Origin of the sequence: Streptomyces diastatochromogenes (genome assembly GCF_002242805.1) — a bacterium.
Taxonomy (GTDB): domain Bacteria; phylum Actinomycetota; class Actinomycetes; order Streptomycetales; family Streptomycetaceae; genus Streptomyces; species Streptomyces diastatochromogenes.
Window position 1 is genome coordinate 38,273 of sequence record NZ_MCGQ01000017.1, and the last position, 21,412, is coordinate 59,684.

Sequence of the window (21,412 nt, forward strand, 5' to 3'; positions counted from 1 at the left end):
TTACTCCGCCTCGCGCAGGTCGAGGCCGATGTCGAGGATCGGCGAGGAGTGGGTGAGGGCGCCCACGGCCAGGAAGTCCACGCCGGTGTCGGCGTACATGCGCGCGGTGTCGAGCGTGAGCCGCCCGGAGGCCTCCAGCAGGGCCCGCCCGCCGACGATCCCGACGGCCTCGGCGCACTCGTCGGGCGTGAAGTTGTCCAGCAGGATCAGGTCGGCGCCCGCGTCCACGACCTCACGCAGTTGGTGCAGGGTGTCGACCTCGACCTCGATCGGCACCTCCGGGAAGGCCTCCCGTACGGCCTTGAAGGCCTGGGCGACGCCGCCGGCGGCCACCACGTGGTTGTCCTTCACCAGGGCGGCGTCGGAGAGCGACATCCGGTGGTTGACGCCCCCGCCGCAGCGCACCGCGAACTTCTCCAGCGAGCGCAGCCCCGGCGTGGTCTTGCGGGTGTCGCGCACGCGTGCCGAGGTGCCCTCCAACACGTCCGCCCACGCGCGCGTGGCGGTCGCGATGCCGGACAGGCGGCACATGAGGTTGAGGGCGCTGCGCTCGGCGGTGAGCAGGTCACGCGTGCGCGTGGTGACCGACAGCAGCTTCTGCCCCGCCTCGACGCGGTCGCCGTCCTCGACGTGCCGCTCGACCTCGAACTCGTCCGTGCAGACCACGGAGAGCACGGCCTCGGCGACCCTGAGGCCCGCCACCACGCCCGCCTCGCGCGCGGTGAAGTCGCCGGTGGCGACCGCGTCCTCGGGGATGGTCGCGACGGTCGTCACGTCCACGCCGCCGGCCAGGTCCTCCTGGATGGCGACGTTGGCGATGTCCTCGACCTCGATGGGGTCGAGTCCGGCAGCGGCCAGCAGCTCGGCGAGCGCGGGGTCGAGCCCGCTCTCCAGGTACTCCTCGTCACCCTCGGCGCCGCAGGCGCAGCCGTCACCGCAGCCGCCGGTCGAGGCGAGGGGAAGGTCGTCGGTGCTCACTTGTTCTGCTCCTGAGGGCGCTGGTGTTGCCGGGTCGGGGGGAAGTCTGCGGTGTCCGTGGTGCGTACGGCCAGCGACCGGTCGGGATTGAGCCGTACGACGATGTGGCGCCGCCAGTTCGTGTCGTCGCGCTCGGCGCGGTCCTCGCGCCAGTGGCAGCCGCGGGTCTCCTCGCGCAGCCGCGCGGCGGCGACCAGAACGCGGGCCACGCACAGGAGGTTGGTCGACTCCCAGGTGTCGACGCCCGGCTCGGCGGTCTTGCCGTTCTCCTCCAGGGCCTCGCGGGCCTCGGTGTGCAGCCGCTGGAGCTGGTCCGCGGCCTTCTCCAGCGAGTCCGCCGAGCGGAGCACGCCCGCGCCCTCGGTCATGATCCGCTGGACGGCGAACCGGGCCTCGGGGGCGAGCAGCGGGTACGCGGGCTTCTCCGGGTCCGGGACCGGTTCGGGCACGCGCGCGTGGAGGCCGTTTCCGGCGTGGACCGAGACGATGTCGGCGGCGATGCGCTCGGCGTAGACGAGGCCTTCGAGGAGGGAGTTGGAGGCGAGCCGGTTGGCGCCGTGCACGCCGGTGCAGGCGACCTCGCCGCACGCGTACAGGCCGGGGACGGTCGTCCGCCCCTGTGCGTCGGTGCGGACGCCTCCGGAGGCGTAGTGGGCGGCCGGGGCGATCGGGATGGGCTCGGTGACCGGGTCGATGCCGTTGGCGCGGCAGGCGGCCAGGATGGTCGGGAAGCGGTGCTCCCACATGTCGGCGCCGAAGTGCCGGGCGTCGAGGAACATGTGCTCGGCGTCCTGCTCCTGCATCCGCCGCATGATGCCCTTGGCGACGATGTCCCGGGGCGCCAGTTCGGCCAGCTCGTGCTGGCCGACCATGAAGCGCACGCCGTCCGCGTCGACCAGGTGGGCGCCCTCGCCACGTACCGCCTCGGAGACGAGCGGCTGCTGGCCCTCGGCGTCCGGGCCGAGGAAGAGCACGGTCGGGTGGAACTGGACGAACTCGAGGTCGCTGATCTCCGCGCCCGCGCGCAGCGCCAGCGCCACGCCGTCGCCGGTGGACACGGACGGGTTGGTGGTCGCGGAGAACACCTGGCCCATGCCGCCGGTGGCGAGTACGACCGCGGGGGCGTGCACGGCGCCCACGCCGTCGTGCTGGCCCTCGCCCATCACGTGCAGGGAGACGCCGGCGGTGCGGCCGTCGGCGTCCGTGAGCAGGTCCAGGACGAGCGCGTTCTCGATCATGCGCACCCCGCGCGCGCGTGCGGCCTCCACGAGCGCCCGGGAGACCTCCGCGCCGGTCGCGTCCCCGCCCGCGTGCACGATACGGCGCCGGTGGTGGCCGCCCTCGCGGGTGAGCTGGATGTCGCCCTCGTCGTCGGTGTCGAAGTGGGCGCCGGTGGAGATCAGCCGCCGTACCGCGTCGGGGCCCTCGGTGACGAGGATCCGTACGGCCTCCTCGTCGCACAGGCCCGCGCCCGCCACCAGGGTGTCCTCGAGGTGCTGCTCGGGGGTGTCGCCCTCGCCCAGGGCGGCGGCGATGCCGCCCTGCGCCCAGCGCGTGGAGCCGTCGTCCAGCCGGGCCTTGGTGACGACGACGGTCGTCAGGCCCGCGGCCTCGCAGCGCAGGGCGGCGGTCAGGCCGGCCACTCCCGAGCCGACGACGACCACGTCCGCGGAGATGGACCACCCGGGGGCGGGTGCGTGCAGTCGTATGCCTGTGCTGGTCACGAGGCGGCTCCGAGGGATCCGAAGGTGAGAGGGAGGTTGTCGATCAGCCGGGTCGTGCCGACCCGGGCGGCCACCGCGAGGACGGCCTCGCCGGTGAAGTCGTGGCCGATCTCGGTGAAGTCGGAAGGGTCCACCAGGGCGAGGTAGTCCAGCCGGAGCGGCGGGTCGAGGCGGGCGGCCTCGTCCAGGGCCTGGCGGGCGGCCGCGCGGACGGCCGCCGGGCCGCCGGGCGCGGCCGTGGCCACGGCGTGCGCGTCGGCCGCCGCGCGGGACTCTCCTATGGCGCTCAGCGCCTCGGCACGCGCGTGCGTGGAGGGCACTTCGCGGGCCCGCGCGCGCAGTGCCTCCTGCGCGGCGTGCCGGTCACGGCCGGCGAACAGCGCGCGGGACAGGGCGAGTGCGGTACGGCGCTCGTCGGGCGAGAGGTAGCGGTTGCGGCTGGACAGGGCGAGCCCGTCCTCCTCGCGCACGGTCGGTACGGCGACGACCTCGACGCCGAAGTTCAGGTCCCGCGCCATGCGCCGGATCAGGGCCAGCTGCTGGGCGTCCTTCTGCCCGAACAGGGCCACGTCGGGGCGGGTGAGGTGCAGCAGCTTGGCCACGACGGTGAGCACGCCGTCGAAGTGCCCGGGCCGCGAGGCGCCCTCCAGGCGTTCGCCCATCGGGCCGGCGGAGATGCGCACCTGGGGTTCGCCACCCGGGTACACCTCGTCCGCGGAAGGCGCGAACACGGCGTCGGCGCCCGCCTGCTCGGCGAGCTTCAGGTCGGCTTCGAGGGTGCGCGGATAGCGGTCCAGGTCCTCGCCGGCGCCGAACTGCAGCGGGTTGACGAAGACGGTGACGACGACCTCGCCGTCCCGGCCGGCGATCTCGCGGGCGGTGCGGATCAGCGTGGCGTGGCCCTCGTGCAGGGCGCCCATGGTCATCACGACGGCACGGCGGCCGTGGCGCACGCGCGCGTGCAGCTCTTCGGCGGTGCTCAGCAGGGCGGTGGTCATCAGGCGTTCCCCTCGGTGCTGTTCGTCCCGGTGGTGCCGTTCGTGCCGGTGGATCCGTCGGCCAGCACGCCGAGCAGGTCCTCGGCGAGTTCCGGCTTCAGCAGGCCGTGGGCGAGGGCCCGGTCGGCGGTCGCGCGGGCCATCGCGAGATAGCCCGCGACGGTCTGCGGGGCGTGTCTGCGCAACTCGGTGACGTGCGCGGCGACCGTGCCGGCGTCCCCGCGCGCGACGGGGCCGGTGAGGGCCGCGTCACCGGAGCGCAGGGCGTTGTCCAGGGCGGCGCCGAGGAGCGGGCCGAGCATCCGGTCGGGGGCCTCGACGCCCGCCGTGCGCAGCAGCTCCATGGACTGGGCGACCAGGGTCACCAGGTGGTTGGCGCCGAGGGCCAGGGCCGCGTGGTAGAGCGGGCGGTTCTCCTCGCTGATCCACTCGGGCTCGCCGCCCATCTCGATGACCAGTGCCTCGGCGGCCAGGCGCAGTTCCTCGGGCGCGGTGACGCCGAAGGAGCAGCCCGCCAGTCGCTGGACGTCCACCGGGGTGCCGGTGAAGGTCATCGCCGGGTGCAATGCCAGGGGCAGCGCGCCCGCGCGCAGGGCGGGGTCGAGGACCTTCGCGCCGTACCGCCCGGAGGTGTGCACGAGCAACTGTCCCGGCCGTACGGCGCCGGTCTCGGCGAGGCCGGCGACCAGGCCGGGCAGGGCGTCGTCGGGGACGGTGAGCAGGACCAGGTCGGCGCGCTGGAGGACCTCGGCGGGCGGTACCAGCGGCACGTCGGGGAGCATCGTCTCGGCGCGCCTGCGGGAGGCTTCGGAGACCCCGGAGACGGCCACCGGGCGGTGCCCGGCGAGCTGGAGGGACGCGGCCAGGGCGGGGCCCACGCGTCCGGCGCCGACGACGCCGACGGTGAGCCGCGCGGGGCGCTCCTTGAGGTCTGGCTGGTGGTCTGTACTCACGCGACGGCGGCCTTCCCGTTCCAGTCCGCTCTGGGTACCGGACGATTTCTCGTCATGTTAACGCTATCGGGTTGAACGGCGGCCGGTTGTCCACAGGCTGTGGGTTTCGCCACGCTCCGGCCGCGGGGAAATTCCGCTGCCGCGCGCGACCGTGCGGGGCATCATCCACGGCATGACTGATGCGACTGAGCAGGGCGAAGAGCGGACGGCGCAGGAGCAGTTGCGGGAACGCCGCGCGACCGCCTACCGGAAGGCCACGCGCGTCCTCGCGCGCGTGGGCCTGCGCGCCTCGATCCGCGAACGGCTCGCGCTGCTCCAGGAGGCGGCGTCCGAGGTGTACGACCTGGACGAACCGGTGGACGTGTACGGCGACCGGATCGTCGCGACGCTGGAGGAGCGGGTCGCCGCCCTGCTGGGCACGGAGGCCGCCGCGTTCTTCCCGACCGGCACGATGGCCCAGCAGGTGGCCCTGCGCTGCTGGGCGGCCCGGACCGGCAACGGCACGGTGGCCCTGCACGGGCTCGCCCACCCCGAGGTGCATGAACGCAACGCCTTCCGCGAGGTCAGCGGCCTGCGCACGGTGCGTGTGACCGAGGAGCCCCGACTGCCCACGGCCGCGGAGATACGTGACTTCGAGGAGCCCTTCGGGGCGTTGATGCTGGAGCTGCCGCTCAGGGACGCCGGTTTCGTGCTGCCCTCCTGGGAGGAGCTGACGGACGTCGTGGAGGCGGCGCGGGAGCGGGACGCGGTGGTGCACTTCGACGGCGCGCGCCTGTGGGAGTCGACCGTCCGCTTCGGGCGCCCCCTGTACGAGATCGCGGACCTGGCGGACAGCGTCTACGTGTCGTTCTACAAGTCCCTCGACGGCTTCGGCGGCGCCGCGCTGGCCGGCCCGAAGACGCTGGTCGAGGAGGCGAAGACGTGGCGGCACCGCTACGGCGGGATGATCTTCCAGCAGTTCCCGACCGCACTGGCGGCACTCGTCGGCCTGGAGCGGGAGCTGCCCCGCCTGCCGGAGTACGTGCGCCACGCGCGCGTGGTGGCCGCCGCGCTGCGCGAGGGGTTCGCCCGGGCCGGGGTGCCCTGGGTGCGCGTGCACCCCGAGGAGCCGCACACCCACCAGTTCCAGGTCTGGCTGCCGTACGACCCGGACGTACTGCTGGAGGCGGCCGTACGCCAGGCCGAGGAGACCGGGATCTACCTCTTCGTCGGGCCCTGGGATGCCAAGGGGCCGGGACTGTCCTCGATCGAGGTGACCGTGACCGCCGCCGGCCTGGAGTGGACGGCGGACGACGTGCGGGCGGCGGTCACGGACTTCGCGGCGCGCTTGCCGGAGCGGGCGTAGCTCGGGCGTAGCTACAGCGCGCGGAGGCGCAGCCAGCGCTCCAGGAGATGCCGCAGTCGCCCGCGGGCCGGGCGCTCGGCGAGGACCGCGCGAAGGCGCCGGTAGTCGCGCAGCTCGCGCATCAGGTCGCGGTCGTGACGGCCCGGCGCGGGCGGGTCGGGCTCGCCGTGCAGGCGGGCGCGGTAGGTGTCGAGGAGGTACTGCTGCGTGATGCTCATGGCGGATCGCCTTCTCGGGACGTGGCTGATCGGTGACTGATCGGGCTCCGCGGCTGCCCCGGTGTCCTCAAGGCTGCTCCTGCTCGGAGCGGATGTCCCGTGGATTGACGGCTGCCGTCAATCCACGGGGCGCTGTCAGTGGCCGGGTGCACCATGGAGGGCATGAGCGTGGCCATCGACATCGCCGGACTGCCGCCGGAGCGGGTATCCGTCGTGCCCTCCCCGCTGGCAGAGCTGGGGATGGCGCTGCACGCGCTCAGCGAGCCCGGCCACCACCCGCAGCTGCAGGGCTGGGTGACAGCCGTGTCGACCCGGCTGGACCCGGGCCTGGCCGACCGGCTGTGCGAGGCCGACTTCCTGTGGCGCACGACGTTCTCCGACGTCTTCGCCCCGTTCGCCGGGATCCCCGGCGGGCGCGCGCAACCGGGCGCCACCCTCGCCGAGGAACTGGACCAGCTGGACCTGCTGACGGACGAGCAGTTCGTCCACGCGGCCCTGGAGTTCACCTGCCAGCTGCGCTACGACATCGCCGAGCCCGGCCCGCTCGACGATCCGGTGCTGCGCCGGCGCTCCTTGGAGCTGGCCGCCGCGCGCGGTGCCGTCCAGGAGCGGTTCACCCTGCGGCTGCTGGACGACCCGCCGGCCGTCCGCGCCTGGTTCCGGCAGCTCATGCTCGACTGTGACGAGGCCTTCTTCGCCGACACCTGGGCCCGGCTCCAGCCCCAGCTCGCTGCGGACGCCCGGCACAAGACCGAACTGCTGCGCCACAAGGGCCTCGGCGAGGCCCTCGCCTCGCTCTCCGGTGCCGTCTCGCTGGACGAGGAGGCCGGGCTCATCACGGTCGACAAGCTCCTGGTGGGGCGGACGGCCATCGGCGACGGCGGCCTGGTCCTGGTGCCGACCAGCCTCGGCTGGCCGCATGTGATGGTCCTGCACCGGTACGGCTGGCAGCCCACGATCACCTATCCCGTCAGCGGCTCCCACCCGCAGGTGCCGTCCGTCGAGCAGCTCACGCGCCGCCTGGAGGCGCTGGCCCACCCGGTGCGGATGCGGCTGTGCCGCCATCTGGCCCGCTCCCAGCACACCACGAGCGAGCTGGCGGACGCGCACGGCATGTCCGCCCCCGAGATATCCCGGCACCTGGCAGTGCTGAAGAAGGCGGGCCTGATCACGAGCGGCCGCCGCGGCCGGTACGTCCAGCACCAGCTGGACCTGTCCGCGGTGGCCCGCCTGGGCAGCGACTTCATCGAGGGCGTCCTGCGCTAGGCGCTCCGCTGACTGTGCCGATATGCGGCTACCGCCGCGGGGCCGCGATGTGCCGTCGATCGCCTGCGGCACCGTCGTGGCTGGTCGCGCCCACGCGGCGGTAGCCGCATGTCAAGCACGGCCCCGCGCCCCTTCAGGGCGCTGCCGAACTGCGGCGGACTTCGCCGAGGGGGCGTCAGCCGTGGCCGCCGGCCCGCACCAGTCCGGTCTCGTACGCCAGCACCACCACCTGCACGCGGTCGCGCAGGCCGAGCTTGGTCAGGATGCGGCCCACATGGGTCTTCACCGTCGCCTCGGACAGCACCAGCCGGGCCGCGATCTCGCCGTTCGACAGGCCCTGCGCGACCAGCACCATGACCTCGCGCTCCCGGTCGGTGAGCCGCTCCAGCTCCTTGTGCTGGGGCTCCCGGCCGGCGGAGGGCAGCATCGGCGCGAACCGGTCCAGCAGGCGCCGGGTGGTGGAGGGCGCCACCACCGCGTCGCCGCTGTGCACGGAGCGGATGGCCGTCAGCAGCTCGCCGGGCGGCACGTCCTTGAGCATGAAGCCGGAGGCGCCCGCCTTCAGCCCGGAGAAGGCGTACTCGTCCAGGTCGAAGGTGGTCAGGATGAGCACCTTCGGCGGGTTCGGCTCCTGGCAGATGCGGCGGGTGGCCTCCACGCCGTCCAGCTTCGGCATGCGCACGTCCATCAGGACGACGTCGACGTCGGTGGACCGCACCACCTGAAGGGCCTCGACCCCGTCACCCGCCTCCGCGACGACCTCCATGTCCGGCTGGGCGGCGAGCACCATCCGGAACCCGGTGCGCAGCAGCACCTGGTCGTCGACGAGCATCACGCGGATCGTCATCGGGTCCTCTTCCATTGGCTCTGGGGGTTGCTCTGGGGGGCGTGACAGGTGTCAACAGGGGGCGTGCGGCGGCGTCAGTGCGCCGGTTTGAGCGGGAGCAGCACGCTGATGCGGAATCCTCCGCCCGGGCGCGGCCCGGCGTCCAGGGTGCCGCCGACCATGCCGACCCGCTCGCGCATGCCGATCAGGCCGTGCCCCTGGCCGTCGGCGCCGCCCTCTTCGTACAGCTCGTGCGGGGCGCCCTTACCGTCGTCCTCGACGAGCAGGCCGAGCCCGTCGTCGAAGTACACCAGCCGCACGCTCGCGCCCGCGTTGGGCCCGCCGTGCTTGCGGGTGTTGGTGAGCGCCTCCTGCACGATGCGGTACGCGGTCAGCTCCACCCCGCTGGGCAGCGGGCGCGGGGTGCCCTCGACCTTGAAGTCGACGGGCAGACCGGAACTGCGGCACTGCTCGATGAGGTCGTCGATCTGCTCGACGTCCGGCTGCGGGACGTACTCCCCGCTCTCCTGGTGCTCGCCGGTGCGCAGCACGCCCAGCAGGCGGCGCATCTCGGCGAGGGCCTGACGGCCGGTGGAGGAGATCGTCTCCAGGGCCTTCTTCGCCTGGTCGGGGGCGGCGTCCAGGACGTAGGCGGCGCCGTCGGCCTGGACCACCATCACCGACACGTTGTGCGCCACGACGTCGTGCAGCTCGCGCGCGATCCGGGCGCGCTCGGCGGCGACCGCCACCTTCGCCTGTGCCTCGCGCTCCTTCTCCAGCCGGGCGGCACGCTCCTCCAGCTGGGCGAAGTAGGCCCGGCGGGTGCGCATGGAGTCGCCGAGCACCCAGGCCAGGGCGAACGGCACGGTCTGGAACACCCCGATCGCCAGCTGGCCGAGCGCGCTGGACTCGTGGTCCGGCCAGCGGATCTGCGCCAGGGCGGCCGCGGTCAGACTGACGAAGAGCGCGAGCCGGGAGGCCCAGCGCGCGCCGACCGCGGCGACCGTGTAGGTGATCACCAGCATGGCGAAGTCGGCCGCGGTCGTCTCGATGTCCAGGACCAGCTGGGCCAGCCCGGTCACGAGAGCCAGCAGCAGCATCGGCTCCGGGTAGCGACGGCGCAGCGCCACGACGACGCACAGGACGGCGGACACCGCCCACCCGCCGCCCATCGGCATGTGGTGGCCGGGCACGCGGCTCTGACTCACCACGCTCACGCCGGAAAGCCCGAACAGGACGACGGCCCAGAAGCTGTCGACCCACGTCGGGTGCCTGCGGAGGAAGTCATAGAGGCGCTGCACGTAACCCAGAGTAGGGAAACGAGATGCGTGCAGGGGTCAACCGGAGGGCCGATCCGCACGGGGCACGCGTACTCCGCAAGGTGGATGCCGTGATCACCTGTGTGCCTAGTCTGTCCCGGTGACGGATGAGGCGACGGCGGAGAGCATCCGCGAGGGACGCGGCTGGCGGGAGGCGACCCAGGAGGCGCTCTACGGCCCGCACGGCTTCTACCGGCGGCCCGAGGGCCCGGCCGGTCACTTCCGTACGTCCGTGCACGCGTCCGCGCTGTTCGCGGGCGCCGTGGCCCGGCTGCTGTGCCGGGTCGACGAGGCGCTCGGACGGCCGCCGACGCTGGACTTCGTCGACATGGGCGCCGGACGCGGGGAGCTGGTGACCGGCGTGCTCGCCGCCCTACCGGCCGACGTGGCCGCCCGCGCGCGCGGGTACGCCGTCGAGATCGCGGGCCGTCCGGCGGGCCTGGACGAGCGGATCACCTGGCTGAGCGAGCCCCCGGACGCGATCACCGGGCTGCTGTTCGCCAACGAGTGGCTGGACAACGTGCCCGTGGACGTCGCCGAGGTGGACCCGGCAGGCGTGCCCCGGCTGGTGCTCGTCGCGGCGGACGGCACCGAGCGGCTCGGGGAGCCGGTGTCGGGCGCGGACGCGGACTGGCTGGCGCGATGGTGGCCGCTGCCGGGCGAGGAGGGGCTGCGCGCGGAGATCGGGCTGCCCAGGGACCTGGCGTGGGCGGCCGCGGTGGACCGGGTGGCGCGGGGGCTCGCGGTGGCCGTGGACTACGCGCACACCGCAGACGCGCGCCCCCCGTTCGGGACGCTCACCGGCTTCCGGGAGGGGCGCGAGACGACGCCCGTGCCGGACGGGTCGTGCGACATCACAGCGCACGTGGCACTGGACGCGTGCACGGCGGCGTGCACGTCGCTCCGCACAACGGCTCGCACGGCGCACACGCCCCTCGATACGGCGCGCACGCCCTCCGACACGGCGCGCGCACTCCCTGCCGCGCGCCTGCTCACGCAACGCGCCGCACTGCGCGCCCTGGACCTCACCGGCGCACGCCCCCCGCTCACGCTTGCCTCCACGGACCCCTCGGCCTACGTACGCGCCCTCGCAAGCGCCGGCGAGGCCGCCGAACTCACCGCCCCGGGCGGCCTCGGCGACTTCGGCTGGCTGCTTCAGCCAGTGGGAATCCCGGACCCACTCCCCTAGGGCCTGCGGCTCACTTGTCGATGTCCCCGACCACGAAGAACATCGACCCCAGGATCGCCACCATGTCCGCCACCAGCGTCCCCGGCAGCAGCTCGGTCAGCGCCTGGATGTTGTTGTAGGACGCGGAGCGCAGCTTCAGCCGGTACGGGGTCTTCTCGCCCTTGCTGACCAGGTAGTAGCCATTGATGCCGAGCGGGTTCTCGGTCCACGCGTAGGTGTGCCCCTCGGGCGCCTTCAGCACCTTGGGCAGCCGCTGGTTGATCGGCCCGGGAGGCAGCTCGGCGACCCGGTCCAGGCAGGCGTCGGCGAGGTCGAGCGCGTTGTGGGTCTGCTCCAGGAGCACCTCGAAGCGGGCGAGGCAGTCGCCCTCGCTCCGGGTGACGACCTTCAGCGTGTCCTGGAGGTCGCCGTAGGCCAAGTACGGCTCGTCGCGGCGCAGATCGAAGTCGACGCCCGAGGCGCGCGCGATGGGCCCGCTCACGCCATAGGCGTGCACGGTCTCCGGCGCGAGCTTCCCCACGTCCCGCGTCCGCCCCCGGAAGATCTCGTTGCCGAGCACCAGGTCGTCGAAGACGTCCATACGAGAGCGCACGGCGGCGACGGCGGCACGCGCGCGTGCCGTCCATCCGGCCGGCAGGTCCTCCTTGAGGCCGCCGACGCGGTTGAACATGTAGTGCATGCGCCCGCCGGAGACCTCCTCCATGACGTTCTGGAGCACCTCGCGCTCCCGGAACGCGTAGAAGACCGGCGTGATCCCGCCCAGCTCCAGCGGGTAGGACCCGAGGAACATCAGGTGGTTCAGCACCCGGTTCAGCTCGGCGAGCAGCGTGCGCGTCCACACCGCGCGCTCAGGCACCTCCATGCCGAGCATCCGCTCCACGGCGAGGACCACGCCCAGCTCGTTCGAGAACGCCGACAGCCAGTCGTGGCGGTTGGCGAGCATGATGATCTGCCGGTAGTCGCGCGCCTCGAAGAGCTTCTCCGCGCCCCGGTGCATGTAGCCGATCACCGGCTCCGCATGGACGATGCGCTCCCCGTCCAGCACGAGCTTGAGCCGCAGCACGCCGTGCGTGGACGGATGCTGGGGGCCGATGTTGAGCACCATGTCCGTGCTCTCGGCGGCGCCGCCGATGCCGACCGTGGTCTCCGTCGCAGTCATGGACCCAGTTTCCCCTACGTACGCTTGCTCCATGGAAACGGGGATCCCGGAGGAGACCGGGCTGGTGGGGGACGAGCCGGTGTGGCGGATGCTGCCGCCCGGCCTGCTGCGCATGCGCCGGCTGCTGCTGGCGGTGTGGGCGGGCGTGCTCGCCCTCGCGGCGGGGCTGCTGCCCGGCCTGCTCGCGGGATGGGTCTGGGCCGCCTTCGCGCTGCTCCCCCTGGCCCTGGCCGCGTGGGGCTGGCGGCTGCTGGGCCGCAACTGGCGCTCCTGGCGGTACGCCGAGCGCGCCGACGACCTGCTGATCAGCCGCGGCGTCCTGTGGCGCGAGGAGACCGTGGTGCCGTACGGGCGGATGCAGCTGGTGGAGGTCACCTCGGGCCCCGTGGAGCGCTGGTTCGGGCTGGCGAGCGTGCAGCTGCACACGGCGGCCGCTGCGACCGACGCGACCATCCCGGGTCTGGACCCGGCCGAGGCGGAGAGGCTGCGCGACCGGCTCACCGAGCTGGGCCAGGCCCGATCGGCGGGCCTGTGACCACATCGGACCTGGACGGCGTACCGGCGCGCCCGCCCGTCGCCGAACGACGACTGCACCCCGTCACGCCCTTCCGGCGGGCATGGGCGCCGGTCGCCGTACTCGCCGGCTGGGCCGGGCACGACCCGAACGGCGCGCAGGAGCAGCTGCAGCGGCTGACCTCCACGATGCTGCTCATCGGGCTCGCCGTGCTGGTCCCGGCGGCCGGCCTCTACGGCTTCCTGTCCTGGTGGTTCACGCACTTCGCGGTCACCGACAGCGAACTGCGCATCCGTACCGGGCTGCTGTTCCGGCGCACCGCGCACATCCGGCTGGAGCGCATCCAGGCGGTCGACGTCACGCGTCCGCTCCTCGCGCGCGTGGCGGGTGTCGCCAAGCTGCGGATAGACGTCGTCGGGGCCGACAAGAAGGACGAACTCGCCTTCCTGGGCGAGCAGGAGGCGCGCGCCCTGCGCGCGGAGCTGCTCGCGCGCGCAGCGGGTTTCGCACCCGAGACGGCGCACGAAGTGGGCGAGGCGCCGGCGCACGAGCTGCTGCACGTGCCCCCGCGCGAGCTGGCGCTCTCCCTCGTGCTGACGGGCGCCACCTGGGGCTCCCTGACCGCCGCGCTCGTCGTACCGCCCGTGCTGTGGCTCGCCACCCACAGCGTGTGGACGGTCCTCGCCACCGCCCTGCCGCTGCTCGGTGCGGCGGGCGCGAGCAGCGCGGGGCGGTTCGTCGCCGAGTACGACTGGACGGTGGGCGAGTCCCCGGACGGGCTGCGCATCGACCACGGGCTGCTCGACCGCACGCACGAGACGGTGCCGCCGGGGCGGGTGCAGACCGTGCGGATCGTGGAGCCGCTGCTGTGGCGACGGCGCGGCTGGGTACGGGTGGAGCTGGACGTGGCCGGGTCCGACAACTCCGTGCTGGTGCCGGTCGCCCCGCGCGCGGTGGCCGAGTCGGCCATAGCGCGCATACTGCCCGGCGTGACCGTACCGGCGTCGCTGTCCCGCCCGCCCCGGCGGGCCGGGTGGTGCGTGCCGGTGTGGTGGCGCGGGCACGGCCTCGCCGTCACCGAAGCGGTGTTCGCCGCCCGGCACGGCCTGCTGCGCCGCCGCCTGTCGCTGGTCCCGCACGCCAAGGTGCAGAGCGTACGGCTCACCCAGGGCCCCTGGGGGCGGCTGTGGCGGCTCGCCGACGTCCATGTGGACACCGGGGCCGACAAGACCGTCACGGCCCGTCTACGGGACGCCGAGGAGGCCGCGCGGCTGCTGCGCGCCCAGGCGGAGCGGTCCCGCACCGGCCGCAGGGACGCCCGCCCCGACCGCTGGATGACGTGAGCCCGGCCCACCCCTCGCGGGTGAACCGGGCTCGGTGCCTGGCGGGTGCCTGCCGGCGGCTCAGGAGGCCGCGGTGCGCAGCCCCTGGAGGTCGATCTGCTCCGTCTCGTCGTGCGCGGTCAGGTCGATGACCTGACCGGCACCGCGCGACTCCTCGTCGGCGGGCTTGAACTCGGCCTCCGCCTCGGCCTTGTGCAGCGCGAGGGCCTCCTGGCCGACGACGTCGGCGAGGTCCTCGTTCTGCACGGACTCCAGCGCGGCGGACGCCGTCTGCTTCTGGGTGCCGAAGAAGTCGAACCCGCCCTCGATCGCCGGTCGCCGCACGGGCGTGGCCGGTACGACGGCCACCGCGGTCGGCACGGTGAAGTGACCGGCGGGCTGCCGCCCCGCGGACTTGGCGGGCTGGTCCGGCGTCGAAGAGGTGGCGGCCGCGCGCGTGTGCCCACCGGCCGCCTCAAGCTTCCCCTGCGCCTCGCCCTCCTGTGCGGGCTGCTTCTGCGCGGTCTGATGGTGCGCGGTCTGCTGGTGCGCACCGCCACCCGAGGCCTCGACGGACCCGGCCTTCGAGGCCTCGACCTCCCGGGATCCGACCTTCGGGGACTCGGCCTCGCGGGCCGCGGACGTGACGGGCTCGGACCTGACCGGCTTGACCTTGGTGGACTCAGTCTTGGTGGATTCAGTCTTGGCGGACTCGACCTTGGCGGCATCGGCCTTGGCAGACTCGGACCTGACCGGCTCAACCTCGCCGGACTCGGCCTTGGAAGACTCAGCCTTAGCGGACTCAGCCTCGCCGGACTCAGCCTTGGCCGACTCAGCCTTGGCCGACTCAGCCTTGGCCGACTCAGTCTTGCCTGACGCCCCATCACGGTCGAGCCGGGACAGCGCCACCGCGGCCTGCAGGAACAGCTGGGCGCCCCCGACGGAGAACACCGGACCGGCCTTCGGCTTCTCCTCGGCAGCCTCGGCGGACCCGGCCGTCTCCGCGGCCTCCGGCTCGGCAACCTCGGCCGCCTCCGGCTCCGCGCTGCGCGCAGGCGGCAGCGCCGGCGCGCCGGACGGCTCGGCCGCCTCGATCTCCAGCAGCCGGCGCCCCTCCAGGGCGCTCGCGCGCTCGGTCTCCGCCGTGGCGTACCGGCGCAGCAGGGCCGCGTGCTCGTTGCGCAGCCCGGCCAGTTCCGCGCGCTTGGCGCGCAGCCGCTGTTCGAGCTTGGTGCGCAGCTCGCGCGACTCCTCCAGGTCGGTCTCCAGTTCGGCGACCCGCTCGTCGTAGCGCCATTCGTCGCTGACACGCGCGCGTGTGAGGTCGGCGACGTGCTTGCCCGCTTGGGAGTCCCAGCGGCGCATCACGACGGCGCCGACGACAGCGGTCGCCGCGGCGGCCGCGGCGAGCGTGCGCAACACCGTGACCTCGGAGAACACCCAGGGACCCAGCGCGCAGACGACGGAGACGCCGGCGATCGCCGACGGCGGCAACAGCCGGTGCAGAGGCGGTGAATGGCGGTGGCGTCCACGTGGCATGGCCAGAAACTTACCGCGCGTAGGCGAATCGTGGACCCCCGCCCCGTAAAAACACAGCCACACCGGAGGTTTCACCCGGCATCGGGCACCCGGCGGCTCAGCGGTCGCTGAGCCGCCCGCTGAGCCACTGCAGCGTCGGCGGGATCTCCCGGCGCCAGGTGTTGAAGTTGTGCCCGCCGCTGTCCAGGATGATCGACGAGATCCGGGTCAGGTTCGTGGCCTGCACACCCTCTATGAACTTGAGGGTGTCCTTGTAGTTGTGTTCGCCGATCCTGCTGCTGGTGACGAGCAGTGAGGTGTCGGGCGCCGGCTCGTGCTTGAGGAGCCACCACAGGTCGGCACGATTCTGCAGATTCCGGTCACCTTGGAAGAGGTCACCGGTCGTGGGGTCGATCGGCGCCTTGTAGTACGGCGAGAGACCGGCGGCGGCCGCGTAGACGCTGGGGTTGTGCATGGCGAGCTTCAGCGCGCAGTAGCCCCCGGTGGAGTCGCCGACGATGCCCCAGCTGCCGGGCCGCTTGCCCACCCGGTAGTGCGCGAGTACGGCCTCGGGCAGGTCCTTGGCGAAGAAGGTCTCGCTCTGCGGCCCGCCCGGGACGTCCACGCACTCGGTGTCGCGCGGCGGCGCCACGGTCGGCCGCAGCATGACCAGGATCATCGGCTGCATCCGCCCGTCCTTGGCCAGCTCCTGCGCCGTACGCGGGTAGTGCAGTTTGTCCACCAGCGCCTGGGCCGTACCGGGGTAGCCGGTCAGTACGACGGCCGCGGGGAACGTACGTGTGCGGTACTGCGGCTGGAAGTACTCGGGCGGCAGATAGACGTACGCCGGTGTGGCGATGTGGGTCTTACGGCCCACGATGTCCACTTTCTGGACCTGTCCCGCCGTCTGCGGTCGCGAGCCCTTCACGCCCTGGACCAGGGACGTGGAGAGCACCTGCAGCGGGCCGCCCGTACCGGAGTTGCCCGTGTGGTTGATCACGACACCCTGGTCGGTCTCCTGGCCGAACAGGTCCGCCCAGCTGGCGTAGAACCCGAAGGCCTGGTTGGCGGCGATCCCCAGGGAGGTGAAGAGGGCGAGCTGGGTGGCGAGGAGCAGGCCGACACGCCCGCTGACGGCACGCCAGCTCTGCCGGGCGAGCCGCGGCCACAGCCACACCGTTGCGACGAACAGCGCTGCGGCGAACATGACCGCAAGCGCCAGCACCTTGTTGCTCGTGAGACCCATGGGCTGTTCCTGCCTGCGCTTTCTGCCCTTGGCCCGCCCAGCATCGTTGCGAAGGCTTGCCCGGGGCTTTCCTTGGCCTTTGACCCGACTTTCCGGAGGGGAGTAAACCTCTCTCCCCGAGACACCGTCCTAGAGGGCGCAATGTCGCCGGATGCCCCGATCGGCACCGGGTTCAAGGTCTCTCGCAGAACTACGGGATGCGATGTCTGTCAGGATAGATGGGGAAATGTCGGGCGGGGTTCCGGGCCGATCAAGCCGGGCGCGGCGCATACTGCGCGGCCCGCGCCCCGAGGCCGTCCCCGCTCTGGTCGCCAGGGCGTGCGCCCTCGTGGGCGTGCTGGACATTGCCGCGGGCGTGTTCCCGCGCTTCCGTCACAGCCGGATGCACACCCTGGCCGAGGTACTGCCCGGCTCCTTCGGGCCCTTCGCCGCGGCGCTCTCGCTCAGCGCCGGCGTGCTGCTGCTTCTGCTCGCGCACGGGCTCAAACGGCGCAAGCGCCGAGCGTGGCGCGCCGCAGTCGCGCTGTTGCCGGCCGGCGCCGCCGCCGAGTTCGTGTACCGGCACTCGCTCATCGGGATGCTCATCTCGCTGGCGCTGCTCGTCCCGCTGCTGCGCCACCGCGACGAGTTCGCGGCCCTGCCCGACCCGCGCAGCCGCTGGCGCGCACTCGCCAACTTCGTCCTCATGGCCGCCGGTTCCCTCGCCCTCGGGCTGGTCATCGTCAGCGTCCACCCGAACCGCATGCTGGGCGACCCGAGCCTGGCCGACCGGCTGACGCACGTCGTCTACGGCCTGTTCGGCTTCGAGGGCCCCCTGGACTACGACGGCAACACCTCCTGGACGGTCGCCTTCTCCCTCGGCGCCCTCGGCTGGCTGACCGCGGTCACCACCATCTACCTGGCCTTCCGCCCCGAGCACCCGGCCGCCCGCCTCACCGAGGAGGACGAGACCCGGCTGCGCGCCCTGCTGGACAAGCACGGCGGCCGCGACTCCCTCGGCCACTTCGCGCTGCGCCGCGACAAGGCGGTCGTCTTCTCGCCCAGCGGCAAGGCGGCGGTCACCTACCGCGTCGTCTCCGGCGTGATGCTCGCCAGCGGCGACCCGATCGGCGACGTCGAGGCCTGGCCCGGCGCCATCGAACGCTTCATGGACGAGGCCAAGGCCCACTCCTGGACCCCGGCCGTCATGGGCTGCTCGGAGACGGGCGGCGAGGTGTGGACCCGCGAGACCGGCCTGGACGCCCTGGAACTGGGCGACGAGGCGGTGGTCGACGTGGCGGATTTCTCGCTCGCCGGACGCGCGATGCGCAACGTGCGCCAGATGGTCAAGCGCATCGAGCGGGCCGGCTACGAAACCCGGGTACGGCGCATCCGTGACCTCGGCGAGGCCGAGCTGGAGCGCATCCGCCTGGCGGCGGAGGACTGGCGCGGCACCGACACCGAGCGCGGCTTCTCCATGGCGCTCGGCCGCATCGGCGACCCCACCGACGGCGACTGCCTGATCGCCACCGCCCACAAGCAGGACGACGAGCCCGGCGAGTACGGCGACCTGAAGGCGATCCTGCACTTCGTGCCCTGGGGCGAGGACGGCGCCTCCCTGGACCTCATGCGCCGCGACCGCACCGCCGACCCCGGCATGAACGAACTGCTGATCGTCGCCGCCCTGCAGGCCGCCCCCAAGTTCGACATCACGCGGGTCTCGCTGAACTTCGCGATGTTCCGCTCCGCCCTCGCGCGCGGGGAGAAGATCGGCGCCGGTCCGGTGCTGCGCGCCTGGCGCGGACTGCTGGTGTTCCTCTCGCGCTGGTTCCAGATCGAGTCGCTGTACAAGTTCAACGCCAAGTTCCAGCCCCGCTGGGAGCCGCGCTTCGTCGTCTACCGCGCCTCCGCCGACCTGCCCCGCATCGGCTTCGCCGCCATGCAGGCGGAGGGCTTCGTCAATCTCGCCCTGCCGCTCCCGCGCTTCCTGCGCCGGCGCAGGGCGGCCGCCGAGCGCCCCTGCGCGCACTCGGTCGCGGAACGCGACGTCCGAGCCGCCTGACCCGGGCTCTGCCCACGCGCAGAGCCCGGTCCGGCGCCCGACCGGCCCGGGCGGAAGCCCCACCCCCTCCAGCACCGGGGGCTTCCGCCCGGGCCGCCGCGCGTTGAGGGCACCCCCCTGGGCCTACGCTGAACGTATGAACAACCTCAGCGGGCGCGGCCGAGTGACAGGCCTTCCGGCATGGGACCGGTGTGCGGTCATGGGGGTCGTGAACGTGACCCCCGATTCCTTCTCCGACGGCGGCCGCTGGTTCGACACGACCGTCGCCGTCAAGCACGGCCTCGACCTGGTCGCCGAGGGCGCGGACCTGGTGGACGTCGGCGGCGAGTCCACCCGCCCCGGCGCCACCCGCGTCGACGAGGCGGAGGAACTCCGGCGCGTCATCCCCGTCGTGCGCGGCCTCGCCTCCGAGGGCGTGGTCGTCTCCGTCGACACCATGCGCGCCTCCGTCGCCGAGCAGGCCCTCGCCGCCGGCGCCGCCCTCGTCAACGACGTCAGCGGCGGCCTCGCCGACCCCGCGATGATCCCCGTGGTCGCCGCCACGGGCGCCCCCTTCGTCGTCATGCACTGGCGCGGCTTCCTCCAGGGCGGCAACGTCAAGGGCGTGTACGAGGACGTCGTCGCCGAAGTCATGGACGAACTGCACGCGCGCGTGGAGGCCGTTCTCGAGGGCGGCATCGCCCCCGACCGCATCGTCGTCGACCCCGGCCTCGGCTTCTCCAAGGAGGGCGAGCACGACCTCACCCTCCTCGCCCACCTCGACCGCCTGCACGCCCTCGGCCACCCGCTGCTCGTCGCCGCCTCCCGCAAGCGGTTCCTCGGCCGCGTCCTCGCCGGCCCGGAGGCCGCGCCCCCGCCGGCCCGCGAGCGCGACGCCGCCACGGCCGCCGTCTCCGCGCTCGCGGCGCACGCCGGCGCGTGGGCGGTGCGTGTGCACGAGGTACGCGCCACCGCGGACGCGGTACGCGTCGCGCGAGCCGTTGAAGGAGCCCGGTGAGCGCCCCCCACACGGACGTCGAACAGGTGGAGGCCGCCAACACCGCCTTCTACGAGGCGATGGAGCGCGGTGACTTCGAGGAACTGTCCTCGCTCTGGCTCACGCCCTCCGACCTGGGCGTCGACGAGGAGTACCACGACCCGGCGGACACCGGCGTGATCTCCTGTGTCCACCCCGGCTGGCCGGTGCTCACCGGCCGCTCCGACGTCCTCAGGTCGTACGCGCTGATCATGGCGAACACCGACTACATCCAGTTCTTCCTCACCGACGTGCATGTCTCCGTCACGGGCAACACGGCCCTCGTGACCTGTACCGAGAACATCCTCAGCGGCGGCCCCGCCCCCGAGGAGGGCGCGGAACTCGGCCCCCTGGTCGGTCAGCTCGTCGTCGCCACGAACGTGTTCCGGCGCACCCCCGCCGGCTGGAAGCTCTGGTCGCACCACGCCTCCCCCGTCCTCGCCGAAACCGACGAGGAAGAAGAAAACGACCAGAACGGAACGAACGGCATGGATCCGGACGACAACCCTCTCGGGTGACCGGGTACGCGCCCCACACGGACCAAGAAGTGGTTGGAATCACCTACCCGGGGGTATGTGCGGCTACCGGCCCATGACGCGGCCGGGTTCCCCAGGGGAAACACACGGTGAAGCCTCCGGGTGCCCGCCCTGGCACGCGCCCCCGTCACCCGGCTGTGTCAGCACCCGCAGGTAGATTCGTCAGAGGCCGGTGTGCCGCCCGCACGCGACACCGACCGGCCGTTCCCGACGATTGCAGGAGTGATTCGCGTGGATCGTGTCGCGCTGCGCGGCCTGAAGGCCCGCGGGCACCACGGTGTGTTCCCCAAGGAGCGCGAGGAGGGCCAGACCTTCATCGTGGACCTCGTCCTTGGCCTGGACACCCGGCCGGCCGCGGCCGACGACGACCTGGCGAAGACCGTGCACTACGGCATCGTGGCCGAAGAGGTCGTGGCCGTGGTCGAGGGCGAGCCGGTGAACCTCATCGAGACCCTCGCCGAGCGGATCGCCCAGACCTGCCTGAAGCACGAAGGAGTCCAGGAGGTCGAGGTCCGCGTCCACAAGCCGGACGCCCCGATCACCGTCCCCTTCGACGACGTGACCGTCACCATCACCCGGAGCCGAGTATGACCCGACCTTTCGCCCAGGGTCACAGCGACCCGACCGTCCAGCCGGTGCCCGCGTCGGTCGTCGAGCAGGTGGACGCCGCCGACACGACACTGAGCAACCCGAAATGGGCCGTGATCTCCATCGGCTCCAACCTCGGCAACCGCCTGGAGACCCTCCAGGGAGCCGTCGACGCCCTGGAGGACACCCCCGGCGTCCGTGTGAAGGCCGTGTCGCCGGTCTACGAGACGGAACCCTGGGGCGTCGAGCCGGGCAGCCAGCCCTCCTACTTCAACGCCGTCGTCGTCCTGAAGACCACCCTGCCCCCGTCCTCCCTGCTGGAGCGGGCCCACGCCGTCGAGGAGGCCTTCAACCGGGTCCGTGACGAACGCTGGGGACCGCGCACCCTGGACGTCGACATCGTCGCCTACGCGGACGTCACCTCCGACGACCCGCGGCTCACCCTCCCCCACCCGCGCGCCCACGAGCGCGCCTTCGTGCTCGCGCCCTGGCACGACATCGACCCGCAGGCCCAGCTGCCCGGCCGGGGCACGGTGGCCGAACTTCTGTCGGCCGTCACGCGCAACGGCATCGAGGCCCGCCGGGACCTGGAACTCCGACTGCCCGAGTAGTCGTTAAGGTCAAGACGACCACAGTCCGGGACCGGTCCGGGGGAGC

20 protein-coding genes are annotated in these 21,412 nt (G+C 72.9%); 10 read left to right on the forward strand and 10 right to left on the reverse strand.

Features of this window, described 5'->3' with window-relative positions:
• The 4 genes from nadC to BEK98_RS21805 are packed head-to-tail and all read right to left on the reverse strand — an operon-like array spanning window position 1 to window position 4,653.
• A complete protein-coding gene (gene nadC / locus BEK98_RS21790; protein WP_094218311.1) occupies window positions 1-978 on the reverse strand; it encodes a carboxylating nicotinate-nucleotide diphosphorylase in 978 nt (325 codons plus the stop codon).
• Window positions 975-2,702 carry an L-aspartate oxidase gene (locus tag BEK98_RS21795; RefSeq protein ID WP_094218312.1) on the reverse strand — a complete coding sequence of 576 codons (1,728 nt, stop codon included), beginning with the start codon at window positions 2,700-2,702 and terminating at the stop codon, window positions 975-977. Before BEK98_RS21795 ends, nadC begins: the two co-directional genes overlap by 4 nt.
• Complete coding sequence (gene panC / locus BEK98_RS21800) at window positions 2,699-3,700, reverse strand: pantoate--beta-alanine ligase (RefSeq protein ID WP_094218313.1); 1,002 nt, start codon at window positions 3,698-3,700, stop codon at window positions 2,699-2,701. Before panC ends, BEK98_RS21795 begins: the two co-directional genes overlap by 4 nt.
• Window positions 3,700-4,653: a Rossmann-like and DUF2520 domain-containing protein gene (locus BEK98_RS21805; RefSeq protein ID WP_094218314.1), complete on the reverse strand. Its 954-nt coding sequence runs from the start codon at window positions 4,651-4,653 to the stop codon at window positions 3,700-3,702. The genes panC and BEK98_RS21805 overlap by 1 nt, the downstream gene beginning before the upstream one ends.
• 172 nt (window positions 4,654-4,825) lie before the next feature.
• Here BEK98_RS21805 and BEK98_RS21810 point away from each other — a divergent pair, with 172 nt between their 5' ends.
• Window positions 4,826-5,998 carry a threonine aldolase family protein gene (locus BEK98_RS21810; RefSeq protein WP_208643187.1) on the forward strand — a complete coding sequence of 391 codons (1,173 nt, stop codon included), beginning with the start codon at window positions 4,826-4,828 and terminating at the stop codon, window positions 5,996-5,998.
• Between the two features lie 11 nt (window positions 5,999-6,009).
• Here the strand turns inward: BEK98_RS21810 and BEK98_RS49085 are convergent, their stop codons facing one another.
• Window positions 6,010-6,216 carry a hypothetical protein gene (locus tag BEK98_RS49085; protein WP_167444226.1) on the reverse strand — a complete coding sequence of 69 codons (207 nt, stop codon included), beginning with the start codon at window positions 6,214-6,216 and terminating at the stop codon, window positions 6,010-6,012.
• A 162-nt stretch (window positions 6,217-6,378) separates the two neighbouring features.
• Between BEK98_RS49085 and BEK98_RS21820 the strand changes: the two genes are divergently transcribed.
• Window positions 6,379-7,482: a DUF5937 family protein gene (locus BEK98_RS21820; RefSeq protein WP_094218316.1), complete on the forward strand. Its 1,104-nt coding sequence runs from the start codon at window positions 6,379-6,381 to the stop codon at window positions 7,480-7,482.
• Window positions 7,483-7,657: 175 nt separating this feature from the next.
• Here the strand turns inward: BEK98_RS21820 and BEK98_RS21825 are convergent, their stop codons facing one another.
• Window positions 7,658-8,329: a response regulator gene (locus BEK98_RS21825; RefSeq protein ID WP_094218317.1), complete on the reverse strand. Its 672-nt coding sequence runs from the start codon at window positions 8,327-8,329 to the stop codon at window positions 7,658-7,660.
• Window positions 8,330-8,403: 74 nt separating this feature from the next.
• Window positions 8,404-9,609, reverse strand: coding sequence for a sensor histidine kinase (locus tag BEK98_RS21830; RefSeq protein WP_094218318.1), 1,206 nt, complete (start codon window positions 9,607-9,609; stop codon window positions 8,404-8,406).
• Window positions 9,610-9,727: 118 nt separating this feature from the next.
• Here BEK98_RS21830 and BEK98_RS21835 point away from each other — a divergent pair, with 118 nt between their 5' ends.
• On the forward strand, window positions 9,728-10,816 hold the full coding sequence (locus BEK98_RS21835) for an SAM-dependent methyltransferase (RefSeq protein WP_208643188.1): 1,089 nt from the start codon (window positions 9,728-9,730) through the stop codon (window positions 10,814-10,816).
• Between the two features lie 10 nt (window positions 10,817-10,826).
• On the opposite strand, the gene BEK98_RS21840 is transcribed toward BEK98_RS21835, so the two are convergent.
• The gene (locus BEK98_RS21840) at window positions 10,827-11,975 is read right to left on the reverse strand and encodes an NADH-quinone oxidoreductase subunit D (RefSeq protein WP_094218319.1); all 1,149 of its coding nucleotides are present in this window, start codon (window positions 11,973-11,975) and stop codon (window positions 10,827-10,829) included.
• A gap of 31 nt (window positions 11,976-12,006) precedes the next feature.
• Here BEK98_RS21840 and BEK98_RS21845 point away from each other — a divergent pair, with 31 nt between their 5' ends.
• Window positions 12,007-12,510 carry a PH domain-containing protein gene (locus tag BEK98_RS21845; RefSeq protein WP_094218320.1) on the forward strand — a complete coding sequence of 168 codons (504 nt, stop codon included), beginning with the start codon at window positions 12,007-12,009 and terminating at the stop codon, window positions 12,508-12,510.
• Entirely contained in the window at window positions 12,495-13,832 is a 1,338-nt protein-coding gene (locus tag BEK98_RS21850; RefSeq protein ID WP_094218437.1) for a PH domain-containing protein, read from the forward strand. The genes BEK98_RS21845 and BEK98_RS21850 overlap by 16 nt, the downstream gene beginning before the upstream one ends.
• A 60-nt stretch (window positions 13,833-13,892) precedes the next feature.
• On the opposite strand, the gene BEK98_RS21855 is transcribed toward BEK98_RS21850, so the two are convergent.
• Window positions 13,893-15,350: a hypothetical protein gene (locus tag BEK98_RS21855; RefSeq protein ID WP_094218321.1), complete on the reverse strand. Its 1,458-nt coding sequence runs from the start codon at window positions 15,348-15,350 to the stop codon at window positions 13,893-13,895.
• A 97-nt stretch (window positions 15,351-15,447) separates the two neighbouring features.
• The gene (locus BEK98_RS21860) at window positions 15,448-16,575 is read right to left on the reverse strand and encodes an alpha/beta hydrolase (RefSeq protein WP_094218322.1); all 1,128 of its coding nucleotides are present in this window, start codon (window positions 16,573-16,575) and stop codon (window positions 15,448-15,450) included.
• A 226-nt stretch (window positions 16,576-16,801) separates the two neighbouring features.
• Between BEK98_RS21860 and BEK98_RS21865 the strand changes: the two genes are divergently transcribed.
• The 5 genes from BEK98_RS21865 to folK all read left to right on the forward strand — a co-directional run bounded on the left by BEK98_RS21865 (window position 16,802) and on the right by folK (window position 21,366).
• Entirely contained in the window at window positions 16,802-18,616 is a 1,815-nt protein-coding gene (locus tag BEK98_RS21865; RefSeq protein ID WP_094218323.1) for a phosphatidylglycerol lysyltransferase domain-containing protein, read from the forward strand.
• 136 nt (window positions 18,617-18,752) lie between these two features.
• Entirely contained in the window at window positions 18,753-19,613 is an 861-nt protein-coding gene (gene folP, locus BEK98_RS21870) for a dihydropteroate synthase (protein ID WP_094218324.1), read from the forward strand.
• Entirely contained in the window at window positions 19,610-20,149 is a 540-nt protein-coding gene (locus BEK98_RS21875; protein WP_094218325.1) for a nuclear transport factor 2 family protein, read from the forward strand. Before folP ends, BEK98_RS21875 begins: the two co-directional genes overlap by 4 nt.
• A 249-nt stretch (window positions 20,150-20,398) precedes the next feature.
• On the forward strand, window positions 20,399-20,758 hold the full coding sequence (gene folB / locus BEK98_RS21880; protein WP_094218326.1) for a dihydroneopterin aldolase: 360 nt from the start codon (window positions 20,399-20,401) through the stop codon (window positions 20,756-20,758).
• Complete coding sequence (gene folK / locus BEK98_RS21885; RefSeq protein ID WP_094218327.1) at window positions 20,755-21,366, forward strand: 2-amino-4-hydroxy-6-hydroxymethyldihydropteridine diphosphokinase; 612 nt, start codon at window positions 20,755-20,757, stop codon at window positions 21,364-21,366. The genes folB and folK overlap by 4 nt, the downstream gene beginning before the upstream one ends.
• Window positions 21,367-21,412 lie beyond the last annotated feature (46 nt).

Excerpts from the sequence above, each read along its gene's own strand:
- panC (WP_094218313.1), bottom strand. The coding sequence starts at position 3,700 with ATGACCACCGCCCTGCTGAGCACCGCCGAAGAGCTGCACGCGCGCGTG.
- BEK98_RS21810 (WP_208643187.1), top strand. The coding sequence starts at position 4,826 with ATGACTGATGCGACTGAGCAGGGCGAAGAGCGGACGGCGCAGGAGCAG.
- BEK98_RS49085 (WP_167444226.1), bottom strand. The coding sequence starts at position 6,216 with ATGAGCATCACGCAGCAGTACCTCCTCGACACCTACCGCGCCCGCCTG.
- BEK98_RS21820 (WP_094218316.1), top strand. The coding sequence starts at position 6,379 with ATGAGCGTGGCCATCGACATCGCCGGACTGCCGCCGGAGCGGGTATCC.
- BEK98_RS21825 (WP_094218317.1), bottom strand. The coding sequence starts at position 8,329 with ATGACGATCCGCGTGATGCTCGTCGACGACCAGGTGCTGCTGCGCACC.
- BEK98_RS21840 (WP_094218319.1), bottom strand. The coding sequence starts at position 11,975 with ATGACTGCGACGGAGACCACGGTCGGCATCGGCGGCGCCGCCGAGAGC.
- BEK98_RS21845 (WP_094218320.1), top strand. The coding sequence starts at position 12,007 with ATGGAAACGGGGATCCCGGAGGAGACCGGGCTGGTGGGGGACGAGCCG.
- BEK98_RS21855 (WP_094218321.1), bottom strand. The coding sequence starts at position 15,350 with ATGCCACGTGGACGCCACCGCCATTCACCGCCTCTGCACCGGCTGTTG.
- BEK98_RS21860 (WP_094218322.1), bottom strand. The coding sequence starts at position 16,575 with ATGGGTCTCACGAGCAACAAGGTGCTGGCGCTTGCGGTCATGTTCGCC.
- BEK98_RS21865 (WP_094218323.1), top strand. The coding sequence starts at position 16,802 with ATGTCGGGCGGGGTTCCGGGCCGATCAAGCCGGGCGCGGCGCATACTG.
- folP (WP_094218324.1), top strand. The coding sequence starts at position 18,753 with ATGAACAACCTCAGCGGGCGCGGCCGAGTGACAGGCCTTCCGGCATGG.
- folK (WP_094218327.1), top strand. The coding sequence starts at position 20,755 with ATGACCCGACCTTTCGCCCAGGGTCACAGCGACCCGACCGTCCAGCCG.